Raw genomic sequence first — 14,448 nt, 5'->3', positions numbered from 1 at the left:
CAACCACTTGATCGGGTCATCCTTCCCCCCCATAACTCCAGCCACGCTCGTCCCACCGTGAGGCTGAGTTCGTTGTCCGGCTCTGCGAGGACAGACATGGATGCGGCACCGGCACGATGAGGTTCGACGGATGTCATCCATCCCGCCGCGCTTTCCTCAGAGGTGATCTCCGTCCCTTCCGTTCGCGCCCCGCGAGAGACGCGCGAATCGTCGACGGAATGATGAAGTAGGCCAGTAGTGGCAGGCGCCCGAGCACTCCGAGTTCCAACGAAGGAAACCTCACGTCCGATCAGCTCCACGTTGGACGAGTTCCGCTGCGGCGGAATCTCGATTCGCCGCGGAAGCAGCGCCCTCAAAGCCGGGAGGGCCGCCCTGGTGCGAAGCGGGCCTGCCGTGAGCTCAGGAGCCGAGTCGGGGAATGACGATCGCGATAATGATGAGTGTCGCCAGAAAGAAGGATGCGATCTGCACAGCGATGAGCGCTAAGCGGTTGGGTTCGAATCGCTGCTTTGACCGGTGGTAGATGATCGCACTGACAGGAAGGCCCACGACCGGCAGAAAGACTGCCAGGGCGACAGCGATTACCCCAAGGAATTCACTTTGTTCGCGGTCGGACATACGCAAACGGTTTTGCAAAATGCTGCTGGAGAATGACATGCGAGCCCTTCACTAGTCGATTTGGTTGACTCTACGCTCAGCCGCGACATCCGCATAGGAACCTTAGAGTTTTCCTTGTGAAAGAGAGCGTAGAGACCTAGCCTTCGACTCACCGCGACGCTTTCTGGCGTGCGGCTCCGGCAATGACGCAAGCAGAAGCACGTGAACATTCGGTCTACCAAGGCATTCGCTGTGACGGCGTTGGCCTGTCTCATAGCTGTAACGGCTGCTGGGCCCGCCTCTGCGACTGGTGGGTCCACCTCCGGCCTCAAGCACCACATCTTCGACAACCATCGGCATTAATGCACCTTGTGTGTGCCCCGGAAAGTCTGATACGTGCAAAATAAGAGGGTTGATCAGCTTAAATTCTGAGACCTCACTGATAGTCATCTGCTGAGCCATCATTTCTCGTCGTTCGGACTTCCGATACGTTTCTTGTGTGTGCTTCGGAATGGCGACGCAATTGACGGATGATTCCGCCGTGCTCTGCTATTCAGTCAGGCACCACCAAAGTACCCCACCTTCGATCGGTGCATTCCGGGTCAAGCGCCACCAAAGTACCCCAGTGCACCGTGTAGGTGGCCACGAGTGGGCACAACGATCTGGGACTGTCTCGCGGGGCGTACCGCTTGCGGGCTGGTGGTCTGCCGAAATCGGTCTTTATTGCCCTAGATGGTGCTATATTTGTATAGCATCCAGAGGAGGATTCCATGCCGCAAATCAATCTCCGCGTTGACGATGAAACGGAGCGTCGTTTGCAGTACCTGTCTGCGCGTACTGGCCGGTCGAAAACTTTTTATGCGACCGAGGCGTTGACGCAGTATCTGGACGAGAACGAAGACTACCTCCTGGCAAAAGATGCGCTGGAGGAATTCACTCAGTCCAACGACGATGCGATCGATCTTGCTGACGTGGTCTGGCCTGCGTGAGCTACGCGATCAGACTCACTCCGAAGGCAGCGAAGCAGGTTACAAAACTTGATCCGACAGCAGCGAAACGCATCCGTAGATTTCTTGAGCAAAAACTTGCTCGCCTCGACAATCCGCGCTTACTCGGCAAGAAGCTCGTGAACGAGGAGTTCTGGCGTTATCGGGTCAGTGACTACCGCATCCTCACAACTATCGACGACGATCAGATTCTCATCCTCATTGTTGAGGTCGCACACCGTCGCGAGGTTTATAACAAGCTTTGAACACAGAAGCACTTTACGCAGGCGCCAAGACAAACAGTTCTGTCGCGCTAGCCGTTCCACTACCGGACGATTGGACGCCGTCCGACCGATGACTGGAATCGGATTAGATAGCCGTCCGGATCGGTCACAAGAAACTGGCTTACGCCGGCTTCATCGTCGGCCAGTTGGTACCACCTGGTTTCTGGTTGCATAAAGAGTTCCACCCCGGCAAGTTCCAGTCTCTCCACAATTGCATCGGTGTCGGGAACGGAGATCTGAAAGTTGATACCGCGGCCGAGAGGTGCTTCAAGTTCAGAAGTCACCCAGTTCCGGCCGACACTGACCTGTTCGAGCATCACGTGTGCTTTACCGAGGACGATGTAGGCGAATCGCTCTTCTGGTCGCGAATAGCGGAGCTCGAATCCACAGGTTCCACACCAGAACTCGATGCTCCGATCGATATCAGTCACCAGCAGCTCGGGCACGAGTGCAGGTTCGAATTCCTCGGTCACTGCCTCATCGTGACACACGGGGCCCGCAGCACGTTCCCGCTGCGCAGATCGACACGGACTGATGTCTCGCGCCGCTGCTTCTGGACCTCAGCTTTCCGTGTCGGTTTCGAGAGCGGCCTGGATGTAACGGATTCCGTCTTCGGGGAGAATGCCGAGTTGTCGAGTTCGACAGGCGTAGGTTGCCGCGGCTGCCTGGGCAAGTCGCTCGTTCGCGTTGCCTTGCCGGGAGACAAAGGAGCCTTTTCGCCCCCGGGTCTCGATGATTCCATCGCTCTCGAGTACCCGGTAACTCCGGGCAACCGTATTCGGGGCGAGCCCTAGGTCGCCAGCGAGTCTGCGCACGGTGGGGAGCCGAGTACCTGCAGGCAGCTCTCCGGAGCGCACAAGCGCCGCGATCTGAATCCGGATCTGTTCATACGGCGGGGAGGCGGCGTGTGGGTCGATACTGAGCAGCATCGGTCAGCTCACAACGTCGGAATGTCGCCACAGGCGCATACTCGAGCGGCTGCTAGCCCGAAACTCAAGGAACAGTAGCGGCGCCATGCCGATCAGGATACCGACGTAGAGCCCTGGCGAGGCGGCGTTGAACATCCACGAGCATGCTGAAACGACGGTGGCTGCACTGAATCCGATGGATGCGATCCAGACGTCCCGCAGAGCGTGAGCGCGAAGAGCATCATCCCACTCAAGCTCGACCTCATCGGTGGCCGGTTGGGGGATCGCCAACAGCCGCCGAGTCATGATCGCGGCGCAGGCGACACCGGCGACTGCCAGGGCCGCCAAGACCGCCACACCAGCGAGTGGTATTCCGGCTGCACCAGCATCACCGGGGATGGCTCCCGTGAGCAGCCCGGCACTCAGGGCTGCCGCAGTCCCGGCCCCGATGGCTGCAGCCCAAACCCACGCCGGGTGAACATAGTCGCCCAGGGTGGGTGCGTCGAGTCGAGCGACCCGCGTCGCGTCGGGCCCTCCCGGGGCAGGGAACTGGCGCGCTGCTAACACTGCACCTCCGGCTGCCATCCCGGCCACAAGGATGCCCGTGGTGGCGAATCCTGCAATGCCAACGGGCACGAGTCCAGGGGCCACCAGGACCACCACCGCGAATCCCAGCACTGCAGCGAGCCCGCCCACGGCCTGTCCAATTATCTGGTTTCGAATCCTTCGATCAATGACATCAACGACCGCGGACGTGACCGGGAGATCGAAGCGGTCAGTGAATGCCAGGACGAGATGCTCGCGCCGCCGCCGGCGCGGCTTAAAGACGAGCTGCAGCAGGAAAGCCGCCCCTCCGATCGCGAGTATTCCCCAGACAAAAGCCATCGCACACCATCCCTTTTGTAACAAGCTTGTATCAAGCTTAGATGCGCGCAGTAACAAATGCCAGAACAAGCCAATGCGACCTCATGCCCGCTGAGGTCCCCATCAAGAGGCGTGCAGAAGACGTGACGCCGTGGTGAGGACGACGCCCCGCTCGGAACACACCATGGCAGAATGCGTCCCGCATAGGGGTCGGCTTGCGGGCGGCCGATCCGTGCGAAAAGTGGTCTAGAGCGTGCTCTCGCGATGACCGAAAAGCCGCCCGGTGATCGACCGGCTTGCGGGCGGCTTTCGATGTCGATAGCCAGCCTCAGCGGCTTTGATCCTTAGTTCAACTTCTGCAACCCTGGATGCGTGACGCAAGGCGCTCGTCGACTGCGTCGGGGCCGCCCTTCAGGTCGGCGCCGAGGGGGCGCGAAGCGACAAGTATCTGACCGCGAGGGAACTGTTCAGTTCGTCGGTGGGCATCGCGAGCTCGGCCACTCGGTGTGCTGACTCGTGGCGGGCCGTCAACGGCAAAGCCAAGGTCAAGAACAGACTGCCCTCGCTCAAGAAGGGGTGGTGTCCCTGGGAACGGTGGCCAAGTATTCGGAGCCGACGGAAGATTTCCTCCGGTTGCTCGCACGCGCGGTAGCGACGGTGAAATGACGCCGGTCTCTGCTCAGATCGCGCTGGTCTAGCGCCGGGGAAGCCAGTATTCGCCGAGCCATTCCAGAAATTGCTGGGCCTCGTTCTCCGCATGCTCGAGCCGGGCTTTGCCGCTCCTGTTGAAGAAGTCCTCGAACCCGTCCAGCTCCTTCACCGATTCGTCGGATAGCGCACGGAATCCCATGGTCCATTCCGGAAATTGGCGGTCCGCGATGAACTGCTCGCGCATCTTGTCGACGACGTGATGCCGAGGGTCGGCGGCGATCGCTTCGAACCGGGTCCGCACGATCTCGTCCGGTCCCTCGACGATCTGGATATAGCGGCCGCGATGATAGAGAAGGGCCCCCGTGATGCCATCACGTTCGTTGTTGGCACGTGAGCGCATCAACACGTTCGCGATTTCGTCATCTGATACCGGCCCGGTGGCAGAGCTCACATAGGCGATCGACAGCATGAACTTCCTCCCAGTTCTGCCGGCAATTAAAGCGGGATAGGTTTCCCTGCCCGTGGAGTTCCCCATCCACCGAGCAAGCCAGCAGGTAAATTCTAAGCGTTCCTGGCAAGCCGGGGAGCCGGTGCGCGATCGACGGAATGGAGATTTCCGTGACCGGGACCTTTGCCTCTCACGCTCACTTCATTCGGCTGCGGTGATAGAACGGTCCCCTGAAATCTACGCATGGTCTCTCGCCTGACAGAACGGATGATCACGATGAGCACTGACAACAGCACGACCGCCGGGGACAACCCCGGAGAGGTTCCCCTGCGGGCACCTGGGCAACACCGAAATCCAGCCTCGATCACACTTTCGCGAGCTCCTCAAATGCCGCCCGGTGATCGTCCCCTCACGGGGCAATATTGGGGGCCTCAGGACCGAAGAGCAGGACGCCTGCGGGCGGCCGATTGATGCCATTACATTCAGTTCGACATGTCCCCGAAACCAAGCAGGCCACTCCACACCATAAAAATCGCCGAAAGCAACACTAGCTGCGCTGCCAAAGCGATCAATGGTGAGCTCCCACTACCGCCGTACTGCCGCACGGTCAGCCAGCGCACAGCGAGATAGCCGATGGGGGAGAGCAGTATCCAGAATGGCGACGCAGCACTCAAGCAACCGCGACCTCTGAGCTGATCGCGGTCCGCCGCGGCGAGCACAAAGAGCGCAACTGCGAAGACAACGGGCAATCCCGAGAACACGACCCCAGCGAGAGGTGACGCCAGCGAGAATCCGAAAGTGACGAACAAGCTCATCGCGATCCACAGTGGACAAGTCGCTATCCACCAAACGAAAGAGGTCGAGCCCTGCACGGGCTTGACTCGAACACCATCTGATGACGGGCTGGTGAAGGGATCATCGCTGACTACCCGAGACCAGTTCGTCCATCCGACACCGTCCCACCATCGTTGCCGGACAGGGCTCCCAGGATCGGGGTACCATCCCGCGGGTGAGAATTCAGCAGGCATGGCTTATTGTAAGTCGGCCGCGACTTGCCGTGGCCGTTCAGACTTATCTGACAAAGCCAACCCGAGAACGCGGGGGCAACTCTGCTTCCGCGAACCGTAAGCATTCGTGCAGGCCTGGCCGCTCGACACGATCATCCGCCCTTAGCGACTTCAAACGCGGATCGACGCCCGAGCAGCAAAGCGCCCAGCATTGGCGTCAGGCTCACTGTCAGCAGAAGTGTCCCGTAATCGCCCGCCAACAGCCGTGCCGTCACGGGACTGATCCAGGGAGCAAGCGCGAGACAGGCGAGACTAGATCCCACCACGATGGGCAGCCAGAAAGTCAGCGCCGTTTCCGTGGTAAGTAGCAAGATCATCTGCGGAGCAGTCAAGCCGAATGCACGATAGTTCGCGTAGTCAGCGCGCCGGGACCACCAAGTCATGAGGATAACGATCACCAGCGCCCCTCCCAATACGATTGGCACCCATTGGAAGAACCTTGTTCTCCTAAGGCGGTACCGCGCGTCTAGAGGTGCTGCCTGCGCATCAGCAAGCCCGCCCGCTCCCGCTTGTCCGAAGTTGTCCTGCGAAAGGCCGACGCCGTCGACTCGCAGGGCGCGCGATATGGCCAGCCCCGTGCGACAGAAAGCGATCTCGTCGGAGTTCCGGATCCGCTAACGTCGGACGATGACGCCGAATCGACGCATGCTCAACCTTGGGCGAACTCTGTTCGCGGGTGGATGCTTGTTCCCCGTGACATGGGTCAGCTCGAGATGGATCACTGCTTATTGGTCGGGCGTGCAATACAAATGCCTCGTCGAAGGTCCATTCCGCGACTCACCCCCTTACGCACTCGTCTCCGAAGCCGTCGAAGTCCGCGGCTACTTCTCATGGATCCCCCTCGGACGTGCGTGTTCGTGGGAGCGAGCCGACGGCCTTGGTTTTGTCACGGCCCTTCCTGACTGGAGCGCAACGATCCCCTTCATCCTTGGCACAGCGGCCACTGTCGCTGGAATCGCCATCTTCATCGTGCTGGCGCGCAGAAGGCAGCTCCCCTAGCGCACAACAAAACCCCCTTGCCCGCGCTTGTCCGAAGTACCGTGGCAAAACTCGGTTAGGCGAGAACGCCCACTCCCCCGGAATCCCGGGTGTCCGGAGTTGGCAATTTGTCCGGACTACCGTGGCACGCGACAACATTTGTCGCGTGACACGACAGTTCGGACTTTCGCCACCTAGTTCGGACAACCGGCCTCGTCAAAGCATTCCCTGGCGTCGCACTTTGGTCATTGCCCGGCTTCCCAACGTGTTGGCTCGAACTGGACTTTCACCTCAGCCGCTGAAGTGGGCCCTCACGATGGTTCTCTAACAAGACAAGACTCGTCTCTATTGACGTTTGTCGAGTTAGCTTCTTGAGGTCGACTCCCCCTCGCAAGACCGCTGCACATACACAATGCGGGGCTTGTTCTCTCACGTAGCTGGAAGGCAGAGCGCCCTAACGGCGATCTTTCTGCCCAGCGCGGTCATCGGCGAGCCCAACAGCTGATCCGTCGCCCGCCGCGCTCGCCGGACTGTCAGCGGCGAGCGAAGCGACGAGCTGGTCAATGTAGCCGTTCAAGAATCCATCGAGATCAACTGCGTCGTCGAGTGCTCGGCTAACGAGGAAGTGGCCGACGTAGGCGGAGTAGGCGATACGCGCCCGAATCGCTGCCTCAGACGCCGATAGAGCCATATCGGTGAAAAGTTGCTCCAGAAACTCAATACGACGACGGGTCACGCTTCGCACCGTCACCCCGACGACAGGGTCGTTTACCGCCGCGACCAGCGCAGCATCGAGAGGACCATCCACGGCATCCCCCAGGCTGATTTCGAACAGGACCCGAAGGCGAGCCACCGGGTCCACGATCTTCATGAGTTGCTCGATGACCTCGACAGTCGCCCGCCGCTCCCACAGGTCGAGGGCGGCGGCGATCAACGCCTGGCGGTTTGCGAAGTGCCAGTAGAAGCTCCCCTTGGTCACACCTAAGTCGCGACCCAGCCCTTCGATAGTGACTTGGTCCACTCCAGCGGTAGCGATGACATCTAGTGCCGCCTTGGCCCAATCGTCGGCGGTGAGGCGATTGCTTGAGTTCATCACCATACGCTATCGTATGGGAATGAACATACGGCAGGGTACGGAAATTCATCTGGTGGCCGGCGCGATTGCAGCAGCCGGTTTGGCAGCCGCTGCGGCTCTCCACATTCTCTGGGCGTCAGGGTCCAGCTGGCCGGCCAAAGACTACGACGAGCTCGCCGATCTGGTGGTCGGCCGAGGACCCTTCCCCAGCCGACCGCTGACAGCCATCGTCGCCATCTCCCTCATGGGTGCGAGTTTGATCGCCGTGTTGGCAAGTAGACCGGCGCCTTCGCACTCGCGGCTCGTGCGGCTCGGCATGAAAGCCGTGGCAGGCACCCTACTGGCACGCGGCGCCAGCGGCCTTGTTTGGTCATCTCTACCCGGGGGCAAAGCGAGCCCAGAATACCGCCACTGGGACCGTCGCCTGTATTCGCCGCTGTGCATAGTTCTCGGCGTATGCGCGGCGATCGGTGGACGCCGATGAACTGGGTAGCCTCGCTGCGCTCAACGTGGCCACGCCGTGCGCCAGGGCTCCCACCCGGCCAGAGACGTCTCGACATTTTTCCCAGATTCAGCGATAACCCGTTGCTCCGGCCACCATTGTCAGTAGGCCCGGCACGGATCGAAGTTCGAGGCGAGGGAATCACGCCGTTCACACTTACCGCCAACGATCTTGCGAGAATCGGTCCCCGCGAGCAGACCTCAGACTTTCATTGTGTGACCACGTGGACTCATCGCCAAGTCCGCTGGACGGGACCGCCGATGACGGCCGTCTGGAAACAGCTCATCGCTCCGCGCTGCCCGGACCACGCTGCGTACGTTGTCGCCATCGGTGCGGATGAATTCCGCGCTGTGTACACACTGGACGACCTGCTGGGCCCAGACGTGCTGGTGGCCAGTGCAATGCACGGGCAGCCACTCGAGATCCGCCACGGGGCACCTCTCCGGCTCGTGAGCCCTTCGCAATACGGTTACAAGAGTGTCAAGCACTTCTGTGCGCTCGAAATCCACTTCACCGAACCACCGGGCACCCTCGGCCCAAAAGAACACCTCCGGGCACGCGTCGCTCTTGAGGAGCGCCATAGTCGCATCCCAGCTCGACTACTACGGTGGCCGTATCGGCTCCTCGTCCCATTGACGATCGCAGTAGCCGAGCGAACCGGCCGAATGGCATCGGGGGAAGCTCAAGCCCGGCGCCGGCCAAGAGCACCCAAAGTTGGATGACCTCAGGGCTGCACGCGACGGAGCTTGTCGGGATTGCGCACGAAGTACATCGCCACGATTCCATCTAGCCCGGCGCGAAGCGAGATAGTGGTGGTGACGTTCGCCCCCTCCTGAATCACAAGCCCGGCGCTGCCGTTGATGACCGACGGAACCAGCACGACGCCGGGCTGCGCAGCGATCCCGACGAGGAATCGCGCGATTTTCTCTGCTCCGTGTACCGGGCGGAGCGCGGCATTGACGGTGCCACCACCATCAGAGTAGAGGGTTGCCTCCGGAGAGAGCAGTGCAGCAATTAACATGACGTCACCTGAGATAACGGCGTCGGCAAGAGCCGACAACGCAGCGCCGTCGCGAGAACGCTGGTCACCGTGCAGCGTTCCCAGTGATGCCGTGACAGCACGTTGCGCGCGCGACACTAACTGACGCGCGGCGGCGGGGCTCACCTCAACGACCTCGGCAATGCTCTCGTAGTCCACCTCGAGCACCTTGCGCAAGACGTACGCTGTCGCCTGCTCGGGTGTCAATGTCGAGAGAACGAAGTCGAGCGCCTGCCCGAGGCCGTCACGATGGAGGACCGCCCATTCCGGAGAGCCGTCATCAACGATGGGGTCAGGCAGCCACGGGCCGAGGTAGGTTTCGCGCCGACGTCGCTGAGTGCGAACGGCGTTAAGCGCGAGTCGCCCAGCCATGACTGAAAGGAAAGCGGGCGGGTTGTGCACCGTCGCGACGTCGATACGTGACCACGTCTCCCACGCGCTTTGCACAACGTCTTCGGCGTCGTCGCGCGATCCCGTGATGTGGAACGCCGCCGCCATCATGACGGGCCTATTGGCGGTGAAGACGGAACCGTGGGCCGTTTCTCTCATGCAGTCCTCGTGCTTGCGGCAACGGCTGGCGGCGTGCTGGTCGGCGGCGCAGGCCAACTGAAACGGCCAGAACGATCGCGTTCTTGCATCATCCATCGTACTGTCATAAGGCACACTGCCTCTTTGAGCTGTGCACCCGCGAACCCCGTGATAGCGATTGCACGCTCGGAGTCGTTGGGGTGCAATACCTGCACTCGGCCACGGCCACGGCCTAGGTCGACGCACTGCAGCGCGTATCCCATAGCGAAGGGTCGTTCGGGCTCGGAGCGCTGACGCGCGAGGATCACGTCAGCCGCGTGCGCACCCATGGGGAGCGCGGTGGCACATGCGGGTCGCAGGTGGTCGGCGAAGGGCGAGTCGACCCGCACTGCGTCCCCGGCCCCCAGTACGTGAGGGTGGCCAGGCACGGTCAGTTGCTCGTCCACTATGAGATGCCCGAGGTCATCCGTGGGGAGACCAGAGTCACGAGCGAGGCCCGGTACGAAGAATCCCGTCGCGTCGATGGAGATGGTGTCGGCGTCGAGTTCATCGTCAAGGTCTACGCGACGGCCGGTCTCCACGATGGCACCTCGTCGGCGAAGTTCGTCCAGATGGGCGCGCGCTGCTTTCCTGTCTGGCGTTGAGGCGCTAATAATTCGCACGCGGCGACCCGCATCGAGCATCGCCCCAGCGACCTCGACGCCGGTAAGCCCTGCACCGATCACCGTGACCGATGCTTGTGGCCTATCACCCAACGCCTGTTTCAATCGTGCGGCCGCCGCCTCGGACGCGACTGAGTGCACACCCGGTCGAGAAGGTGCGCCCGATCCGACGGCGTAGATCAATACATCGAACGAGAGAGGGTCGCCCGAGGCAAGATGAACTGTGTCTTCGCCGATGAGAACGGCAGTGTCGGTCACGATATCGACCTCTGGGTGCACGAGGGTCGAGAGCGGAATGCGTACATGATTTCTGCGCCCGCTGGCGAGCGTGTGCAGGCGAATGCGTTCGACGAACCAGGGATTGGGAGAGACCAATGTCGTATTCTCCCCCTGCCCAGCAAGCCGGTTGGCTGCCATGAGTCCGGCGTATCCGGCTCCCAGCACTGTCGTTGCCATTGTGGTCTCCTTGCTCGGTTCTGGCCCCTAAAGCAGTGGGGTCAAAAATGTTCTCTGCAAGTAGGACACCGCTGCGAGTAGATCTGTGACGCACACGTCGGGTGGCGGCGACTACCTCGACATCGGGGAGCTCGCGGCTCGTCAGGAATTCGCTACAGAGAGTCTCTCGACTACCAGCGCTGTGAGAGCGGAGGTATCCGCCGGCCGAGTGAGAGCGGCGCTGAGCCAGATACTGGCGAGACCGCGAACGATGGCAAACGCAGCGTATGCATCCGCCTCATGCGCTGAAGGTGACTTGGCTGAGGATGCAACTGCGACGGCCATCGAAAGGTAACATCCAGGCATGCTCCCGTGCGTCGCTGAGCCCCTGTGATGACTCGTCGAGAAGCCGCGGCTGCCACATCACGGCGTAGTGCCCGGGATGTTTCAGAGCCCACGCGACGTAGGCATTGCCCATGATCTGTATGTCGTCACGATGAGCCTCGAGAACCTCGTTGAGGGCGGTGAACCCTTCGGTGGCTAATACAGTGAGCAGCTTTTCGCGGGTGCCGAAGTGATGAACCGGCGCAGAGTGCGTCACGCCTGCTTATCGAGCAAGGCCACGCAGGGTGATGGATTCGGGGTTGCTTTCGGCCGCCAATTCAGCCGCGAATGACAGAAGTGTGCGCCGCCAGTCACCGTGGTGGTATTAGTCGTAGGTTCAGGAAGTGATCGGCTTGCTATAGTGTGTGATGCACAGTATCGTGTACCTGTGTTAAATGAAGAAGCGCTCGCCACCCATCGCCAAGAACTGCGGCGGGGAACGATCGTCCTCGCCTGCCTATTGCTCCTGAGTCGGCCAAACTACGGCTATGCGCTGCTCGACGCGCTGGAAAAATCCGGGTTCGAAGTCGACGCCAACACCCTGTACCCACTTCTGCGCCGGCTCGAGAAACAGGGCCTTCTGACCAGCGAGTGGAACACAGACGATTCCCGCCCGCGCAAGTTCTACACAACGAGCAAGGAGGGTGCCGCTCTTGCCGACACCCTGAAACGGGACTGGCACGACCTGGACACAGCGCTTCTCTCCCTGAAGGATGACTCATGACTGCAACGTCTTCCCCTACTGACCGCTACGTCGCGGCAACCCTCCGCAGCCTGCCGGAACGACAGCGCCAGGACATCGAGGCGGAGCTGCGCGCGCTCATCGCCGACGCCATCGACGACCGGCGTGAAGCCGGGGTGGACGCCGATTCCGCAGAGCGCCAGGTGCTCACAGAACTTGGCGCGCCCGCGCGCCTTGCCGCGAGCTACTCCGACAGATCCCTGCACCTGATCGGCCCCGAGTTCTATCTCGACTACGTCCGGATACTCAAGCTGCTGCTGTCGACTCTCGTTCCTCTATGGTTCGTCATCTTTGCCCTGGTGACCTTCGCTGACGGCTCCCCTGCTGACGTGGCGTTCAGCGGCGCACTGTACAGCGCTCTTGAGACAGCGATGTCCATCGCCTTCTTCACCACGCTCGTCTTCGCCATCATCGAGCGAGTGTCGGCTGTTCGTACGAAGCGCACAGCCACCTGGGATCCGTCGTCCCTGCCCGAAGTGCGCGACAGACGCGACCGCTTCAGTGCCTTGATCGGCGGCGTGATCTTCCTCGCGGTCATCGTGATCTCCCTTGTCCTCATCCAGACCGTGGGCGCTGTCGAGGGCCCGGACGGTGCCAGAGTTGGTCCTGTCGATTCTGGCTTGTGGGAGTCCGGCGTCTTCTATATCGCTCTCCTGATCGCGATCGCCAGCATCCCCTTCCATCTCCTTGCGTACTACACCGGCTGGTCGACGTTGAACGCGATCGCGAACACCGTTTTCGTCGCACTCTTAGCTGTGCCAGCCGTCTGGCTCGCGGCCAGTGGCCGCCTCCTCAGCGACGATTACTTCCGTGCTGTGGGATGGCCCGCAGGGGCGGACGTCATCGCGGTGGTCGTGATCGTTTTCGTCCTGCTGATCACTGCCAGCGACGCCATCGGCGGGTGGGTACGGGCGAGCAAGAAGAGGCGTACGCGCTAAAAGCGGACTGGGAGGCGGACTTCTCCACGCACATCCACACTCCACGCACATCCACACTCCTCGCGCCAACCGCCTCGCGCCGGAGGAGTTTTCCTGAGGTAGAGGTAGACAGGCCAGTCGTTCTGGGGTCTGGCAAATGCCGCGGAGGAAAACATGGGTTGGCCGCATGACGACAACTCGCCGGCCATGGTCCCTCTACTCTTGCAGCGGTCGCGACGCTCAGCGGGTGCTCGCTCAGCCTCGAGCCAATCGACCCTGTGATCGAAGGGTTGATGAGGGATGACGCGCTCGCCAGCAGCACGCCCGGCCTCCTGTCTGCTCCTCAAGCAGAAAGAGACATGCTGCCCGAAGAGGCGGCTGAATTGGTGGGCGGGGATCCCCGGGAACCGGCATTCTCAGGGCATATGGAATGGTCAACAGGTCTCCCTCACCGTGAAGAGTGAGTACACGGTTTCGGTTGTGACCGGCCCGCTTTCGGACCGGATGACCGTGAAGCAGTCCGGGTGTTCGGGCGGCAGACGGCCGCTGGCTGAACATGGCGAACCCCCGCCGAGCCCTGAGGCTCGACGGGGGCGGCAATCATGGTGACCCACCGGTTGATCGTGCGGCGCAGCACGCGCGACAACTGGGTGCAGCTGCCCTGGCGAGACGGGGCGGAACGCCGGGGCTGGGTCCGGGGCCGCGACGACCCCAGGATGGTTGCCCGCAGCAGGGTCCCGATCACGGGCGTTGTTTCACCGGCCAGTGAGCCCCCGCGCGGGCACCGGACCGTTCGTGAGCAGGTTCTCTGCGCACACCGCGACTGAGCTGGTCACGGTCGGCCCGGTGTCCGCGGCGGCGGGCTTCACGCCGTAGGACTTTCCGAGGCGCGTTTACACGGACCGTCGAAGGTCGGTCGTCACGGGACCGGCTGCGACAGCGGAGGCTCGAGGCCAGGTCCAGGCAGAGCGCAGGATGAAAGCCAGAAGCAGCACCTCGAGCACGACGCCGAGGCCGTAGAAGTAGAGCCAGGACCCACCGGCCAGGTTGAAGGCCGAGTAGGGGATGTAGAGCGATGCCACGACGAGGTTCGTTGCGCGGTTCACCCGGGCGGGCAGCGTCATGGAGAGCATCACCATCAGGGCCGGAATGGCCACGGACGTGAGCCCGATGACGACAAAGGCTTGGTTGATGTCGAACACAAAGACGACGCCGTCGAGGATGTCGTCGATGGACCCGGGCTTGTACAGGCCGAGGTAGTCGACGTAGATGTAGAGGAACATGAAGCTGGTCCATGCGGCGGCGAGCTTGGCCTGTACGGGGATCGGCGGGTTGTCGAGCGGCTTCGGGGTGTTCGTTCGGTTGGTCATCGGTTCGTCTT

The 14,448-nt window shown here is 61.6% G+C and carries 18 protein-coding genes and 1 pseudogene; 6 read left to right on the top strand and 13 right to left on the bottom strand.

Features of this window, described 5'->3' with window-relative positions:
- Positions 1–399: 399 nt before the first annotated feature.
- Complete coding sequence (locus BHD05_RS08180; protein ID WP_161885995.1) at positions 400–657, bottom strand: hypothetical protein; 258 nt, start codon at positions 655–657, stop codon at positions 400–402.
- Between the two features lie 710 nt (positions 658–1,367).
- Between BHD05_RS08180 and relB the strand changes: the two genes are divergently transcribed.
- Together relB and BHD05_RS08170 are read left to right on the top strand one after the other, a co-directional pair.
- The gene (gene relB / locus BHD05_RS08175; protein ID WP_161885994.1) at positions 1,368–1,586 is read left to right on the top strand and encodes a type II toxin-antitoxin system RelB family antitoxin; all 219 of its coding nucleotides are present in this window, start codon (positions 1,368–1,370) and stop codon (positions 1,584–1,586) included.
- On the top strand, positions 1,583–1,849 hold the full coding sequence (locus BHD05_RS08170) for a type II toxin-antitoxin system RelE family toxin (protein WP_161885993.1): 267 nt from the start codon (positions 1,583–1,585) through the stop codon (positions 1,847–1,849). Before relB ends, BHD05_RS08170 begins: the two co-directional genes overlap by 4 nt.
- Positions 1,850–1,908: 59 nt before the next feature.
- On the opposite strand, the gene BHD05_RS08165 is transcribed toward BHD05_RS08170, so the two are convergent.
- The 8 genes and pseudogenes from BHD05_RS08165 to BHD05_RS08135 all read right to left on the bottom strand — a co-directional run bounded on the left by BHD05_RS08165 (position 1,909) and on the right by BHD05_RS08135 (position 7,876).
- Positions 1,909–2,340 carry a bleomycin resistance protein gene (locus BHD05_RS08165; protein ID WP_161885992.1) on the bottom strand — a complete coding sequence of 144 codons (432 nt, stop codon included), beginning with the start codon at positions 2,338–2,340 and terminating at the stop codon, positions 1,909–1,911.
- Positions 2,341–2,427: 87 nt separating this feature from the next.
- On the bottom strand, positions 2,428–2,796 hold the full coding sequence (locus BHD05_RS08160; protein WP_161885991.1) for a GntR family transcriptional regulator: 369 nt from the start codon (positions 2,794–2,796) through the stop codon (positions 2,428–2,430).
- Positions 2,797–2,799: 3 nt separating this feature from the next.
- A complete protein-coding gene (locus BHD05_RS08155) occupies positions 2,800–3,660 on the bottom strand; it encodes a hypothetical protein (protein ID WP_161885990.1) in 861 nt (286 codons plus the stop codon).
- Between the two features lie 673 nt (positions 3,661–4,333).
- Positions 4,334–4,759 (bottom strand): BLUF domain-containing protein, encoded by a 426-nt coding sequence (locus tag BHD05_RS08150; RefSeq protein ID WP_161885989.1) that lies wholly within the window; start codon positions 4,757–4,759, stop codon positions 4,334–4,336.
- 461 nt (positions 4,760–5,220) lie between these two features.
- Positions 5,221–5,553, bottom strand: coding sequence for a hypothetical protein (locus BHD05_RS15925; protein WP_236966477.1), 333 nt, complete (start codon positions 5,551–5,553; stop codon positions 5,221–5,223).
- A gap of 153 nt (positions 5,554–5,706) precedes the next feature.
- Positions 5,707–5,766 (bottom strand): annotated as a pseudogene (locus tag BHD05_RS16140) (hypothetical protein); the annotation flags it as partial.
- A 131-nt stretch (positions 5,767–5,897) separates the two neighbouring features.
- Positions 5,898–6,203 carry a hypothetical protein gene (locus BHD05_RS08140; protein ID WP_161885987.1) on the bottom strand — a complete coding sequence of 102 codons (306 nt, stop codon included), beginning with the start codon at positions 6,201–6,203 and terminating at the stop codon, positions 5,898–5,900.
- A gap of 1,034 nt (positions 6,204–7,237) precedes the next feature.
- Positions 7,238–7,876, bottom strand: coding sequence for a TetR/AcrR family transcriptional regulator (locus BHD05_RS08135; RefSeq protein WP_161885986.1), 639 nt, complete (start codon positions 7,874–7,876; stop codon positions 7,238–7,240).
- A gap of 22 nt (positions 7,877–7,898) precedes the next feature.
- On the opposite strand from BHD05_RS08135, the gene BHD05_RS08130 reads away from it, so the two are divergent.
- Complete coding sequence (locus tag BHD05_RS08130; RefSeq protein WP_161885985.1) at positions 7,899–8,342, top strand: DUF3995 domain-containing protein; 444 nt, start codon at positions 7,899–7,901, stop codon at positions 8,340–8,342.
- Entirely contained in the window at positions 8,315–9,082 is a 768-nt protein-coding gene (locus tag BHD05_RS16135) for a molybdopterin-dependent oxidoreductase (RefSeq protein ID WP_418763794.1), read from the top strand. Before BHD05_RS08130 ends, BHD05_RS16135 begins: the two co-directional genes overlap by 28 nt.
- A gap of 2 nt (positions 9,083–9,084) precedes the next feature.
- On the opposite strand, the gene BHD05_RS08120 is transcribed toward BHD05_RS16135, so the two are convergent.
- The 3 genes from BHD05_RS08120 to BHD05_RS08110 all read right to left on the bottom strand — a co-directional run bounded on the left by BHD05_RS08120 (position 9,085) and on the right by BHD05_RS08110 (position 11,625).
- Entirely contained in the window at positions 9,085–10,062 is a 978-nt protein-coding gene (locus BHD05_RS08120) for a sigma factor-like helix-turn-helix DNA-binding protein (protein ID WP_236966476.1), read from the bottom strand.
- Positions 9,945–11,006, bottom strand: a complete 1,062-nt coding sequence (locus BHD05_RS16130; RefSeq protein ID WP_418763842.1) for an NAD(P)/FAD-dependent oxidoreductase — start codon at positions 11,004–11,006, stop codon at positions 9,945–9,947. The genes BHD05_RS08120 and BHD05_RS16130 overlap by 118 nt, the downstream gene beginning before the upstream one ends.
- A 316-nt stretch (positions 11,007–11,322) precedes the next feature.
- On the bottom strand, positions 11,323–11,625 hold the full coding sequence (locus BHD05_RS08110; RefSeq protein WP_161885981.1) for a TetR-like C-terminal domain-containing protein: 303 nt from the start codon (positions 11,623–11,625) through the stop codon (positions 11,323–11,325).
- Between the two features lie 144 nt (positions 11,626–11,769).
- Between BHD05_RS08110 and BHD05_RS08105 the strand changes: the two genes are divergently transcribed.
- Both BHD05_RS08105 and BHD05_RS08100 read left to right on the top strand, forming a co-directional pair.
- On the top strand, positions 11,770–12,132 hold the full coding sequence (locus BHD05_RS08105; RefSeq protein WP_236966474.1) for a PadR family transcriptional regulator: 363 nt from the start codon (positions 11,770–11,772) through the stop codon (positions 12,130–12,132).
- Positions 12,129–13,088, top strand: coding sequence for a permease prefix domain 1-containing protein (locus BHD05_RS08100; RefSeq protein ID WP_161885980.1), 960 nt, complete (start codon positions 12,129–12,131; stop codon positions 13,086–13,088). Before BHD05_RS08105 ends, BHD05_RS08100 begins: the two co-directional genes overlap by 4 nt.
- Before the next feature lie 872 nt (positions 13,089–13,960).
- Here BHD05_RS08100 and BHD05_RS08095 read toward each other — a convergent pair.
- On the bottom strand, positions 13,961–14,437 hold the full coding sequence (locus BHD05_RS08095) for a DUF6326 family protein (protein WP_161885979.1): 477 nt from the start codon (positions 14,435–14,437) through the stop codon (positions 13,961–13,963).
- Positions 14,438–14,448 lie beyond the last annotated feature (11 nt).

The sequence above is a fragment of the Marisediminicola antarctica genome (assembly GCF_009930795.1).
GTDB lineage: Bacteria > Actinomycetota > Actinomycetes > Actinomycetales > Microbacteriaceae > Marisediminicola > Marisediminicola antarctica.
This window is presented reverse-complemented; position numbering and strand designations above follow the sequence as displayed.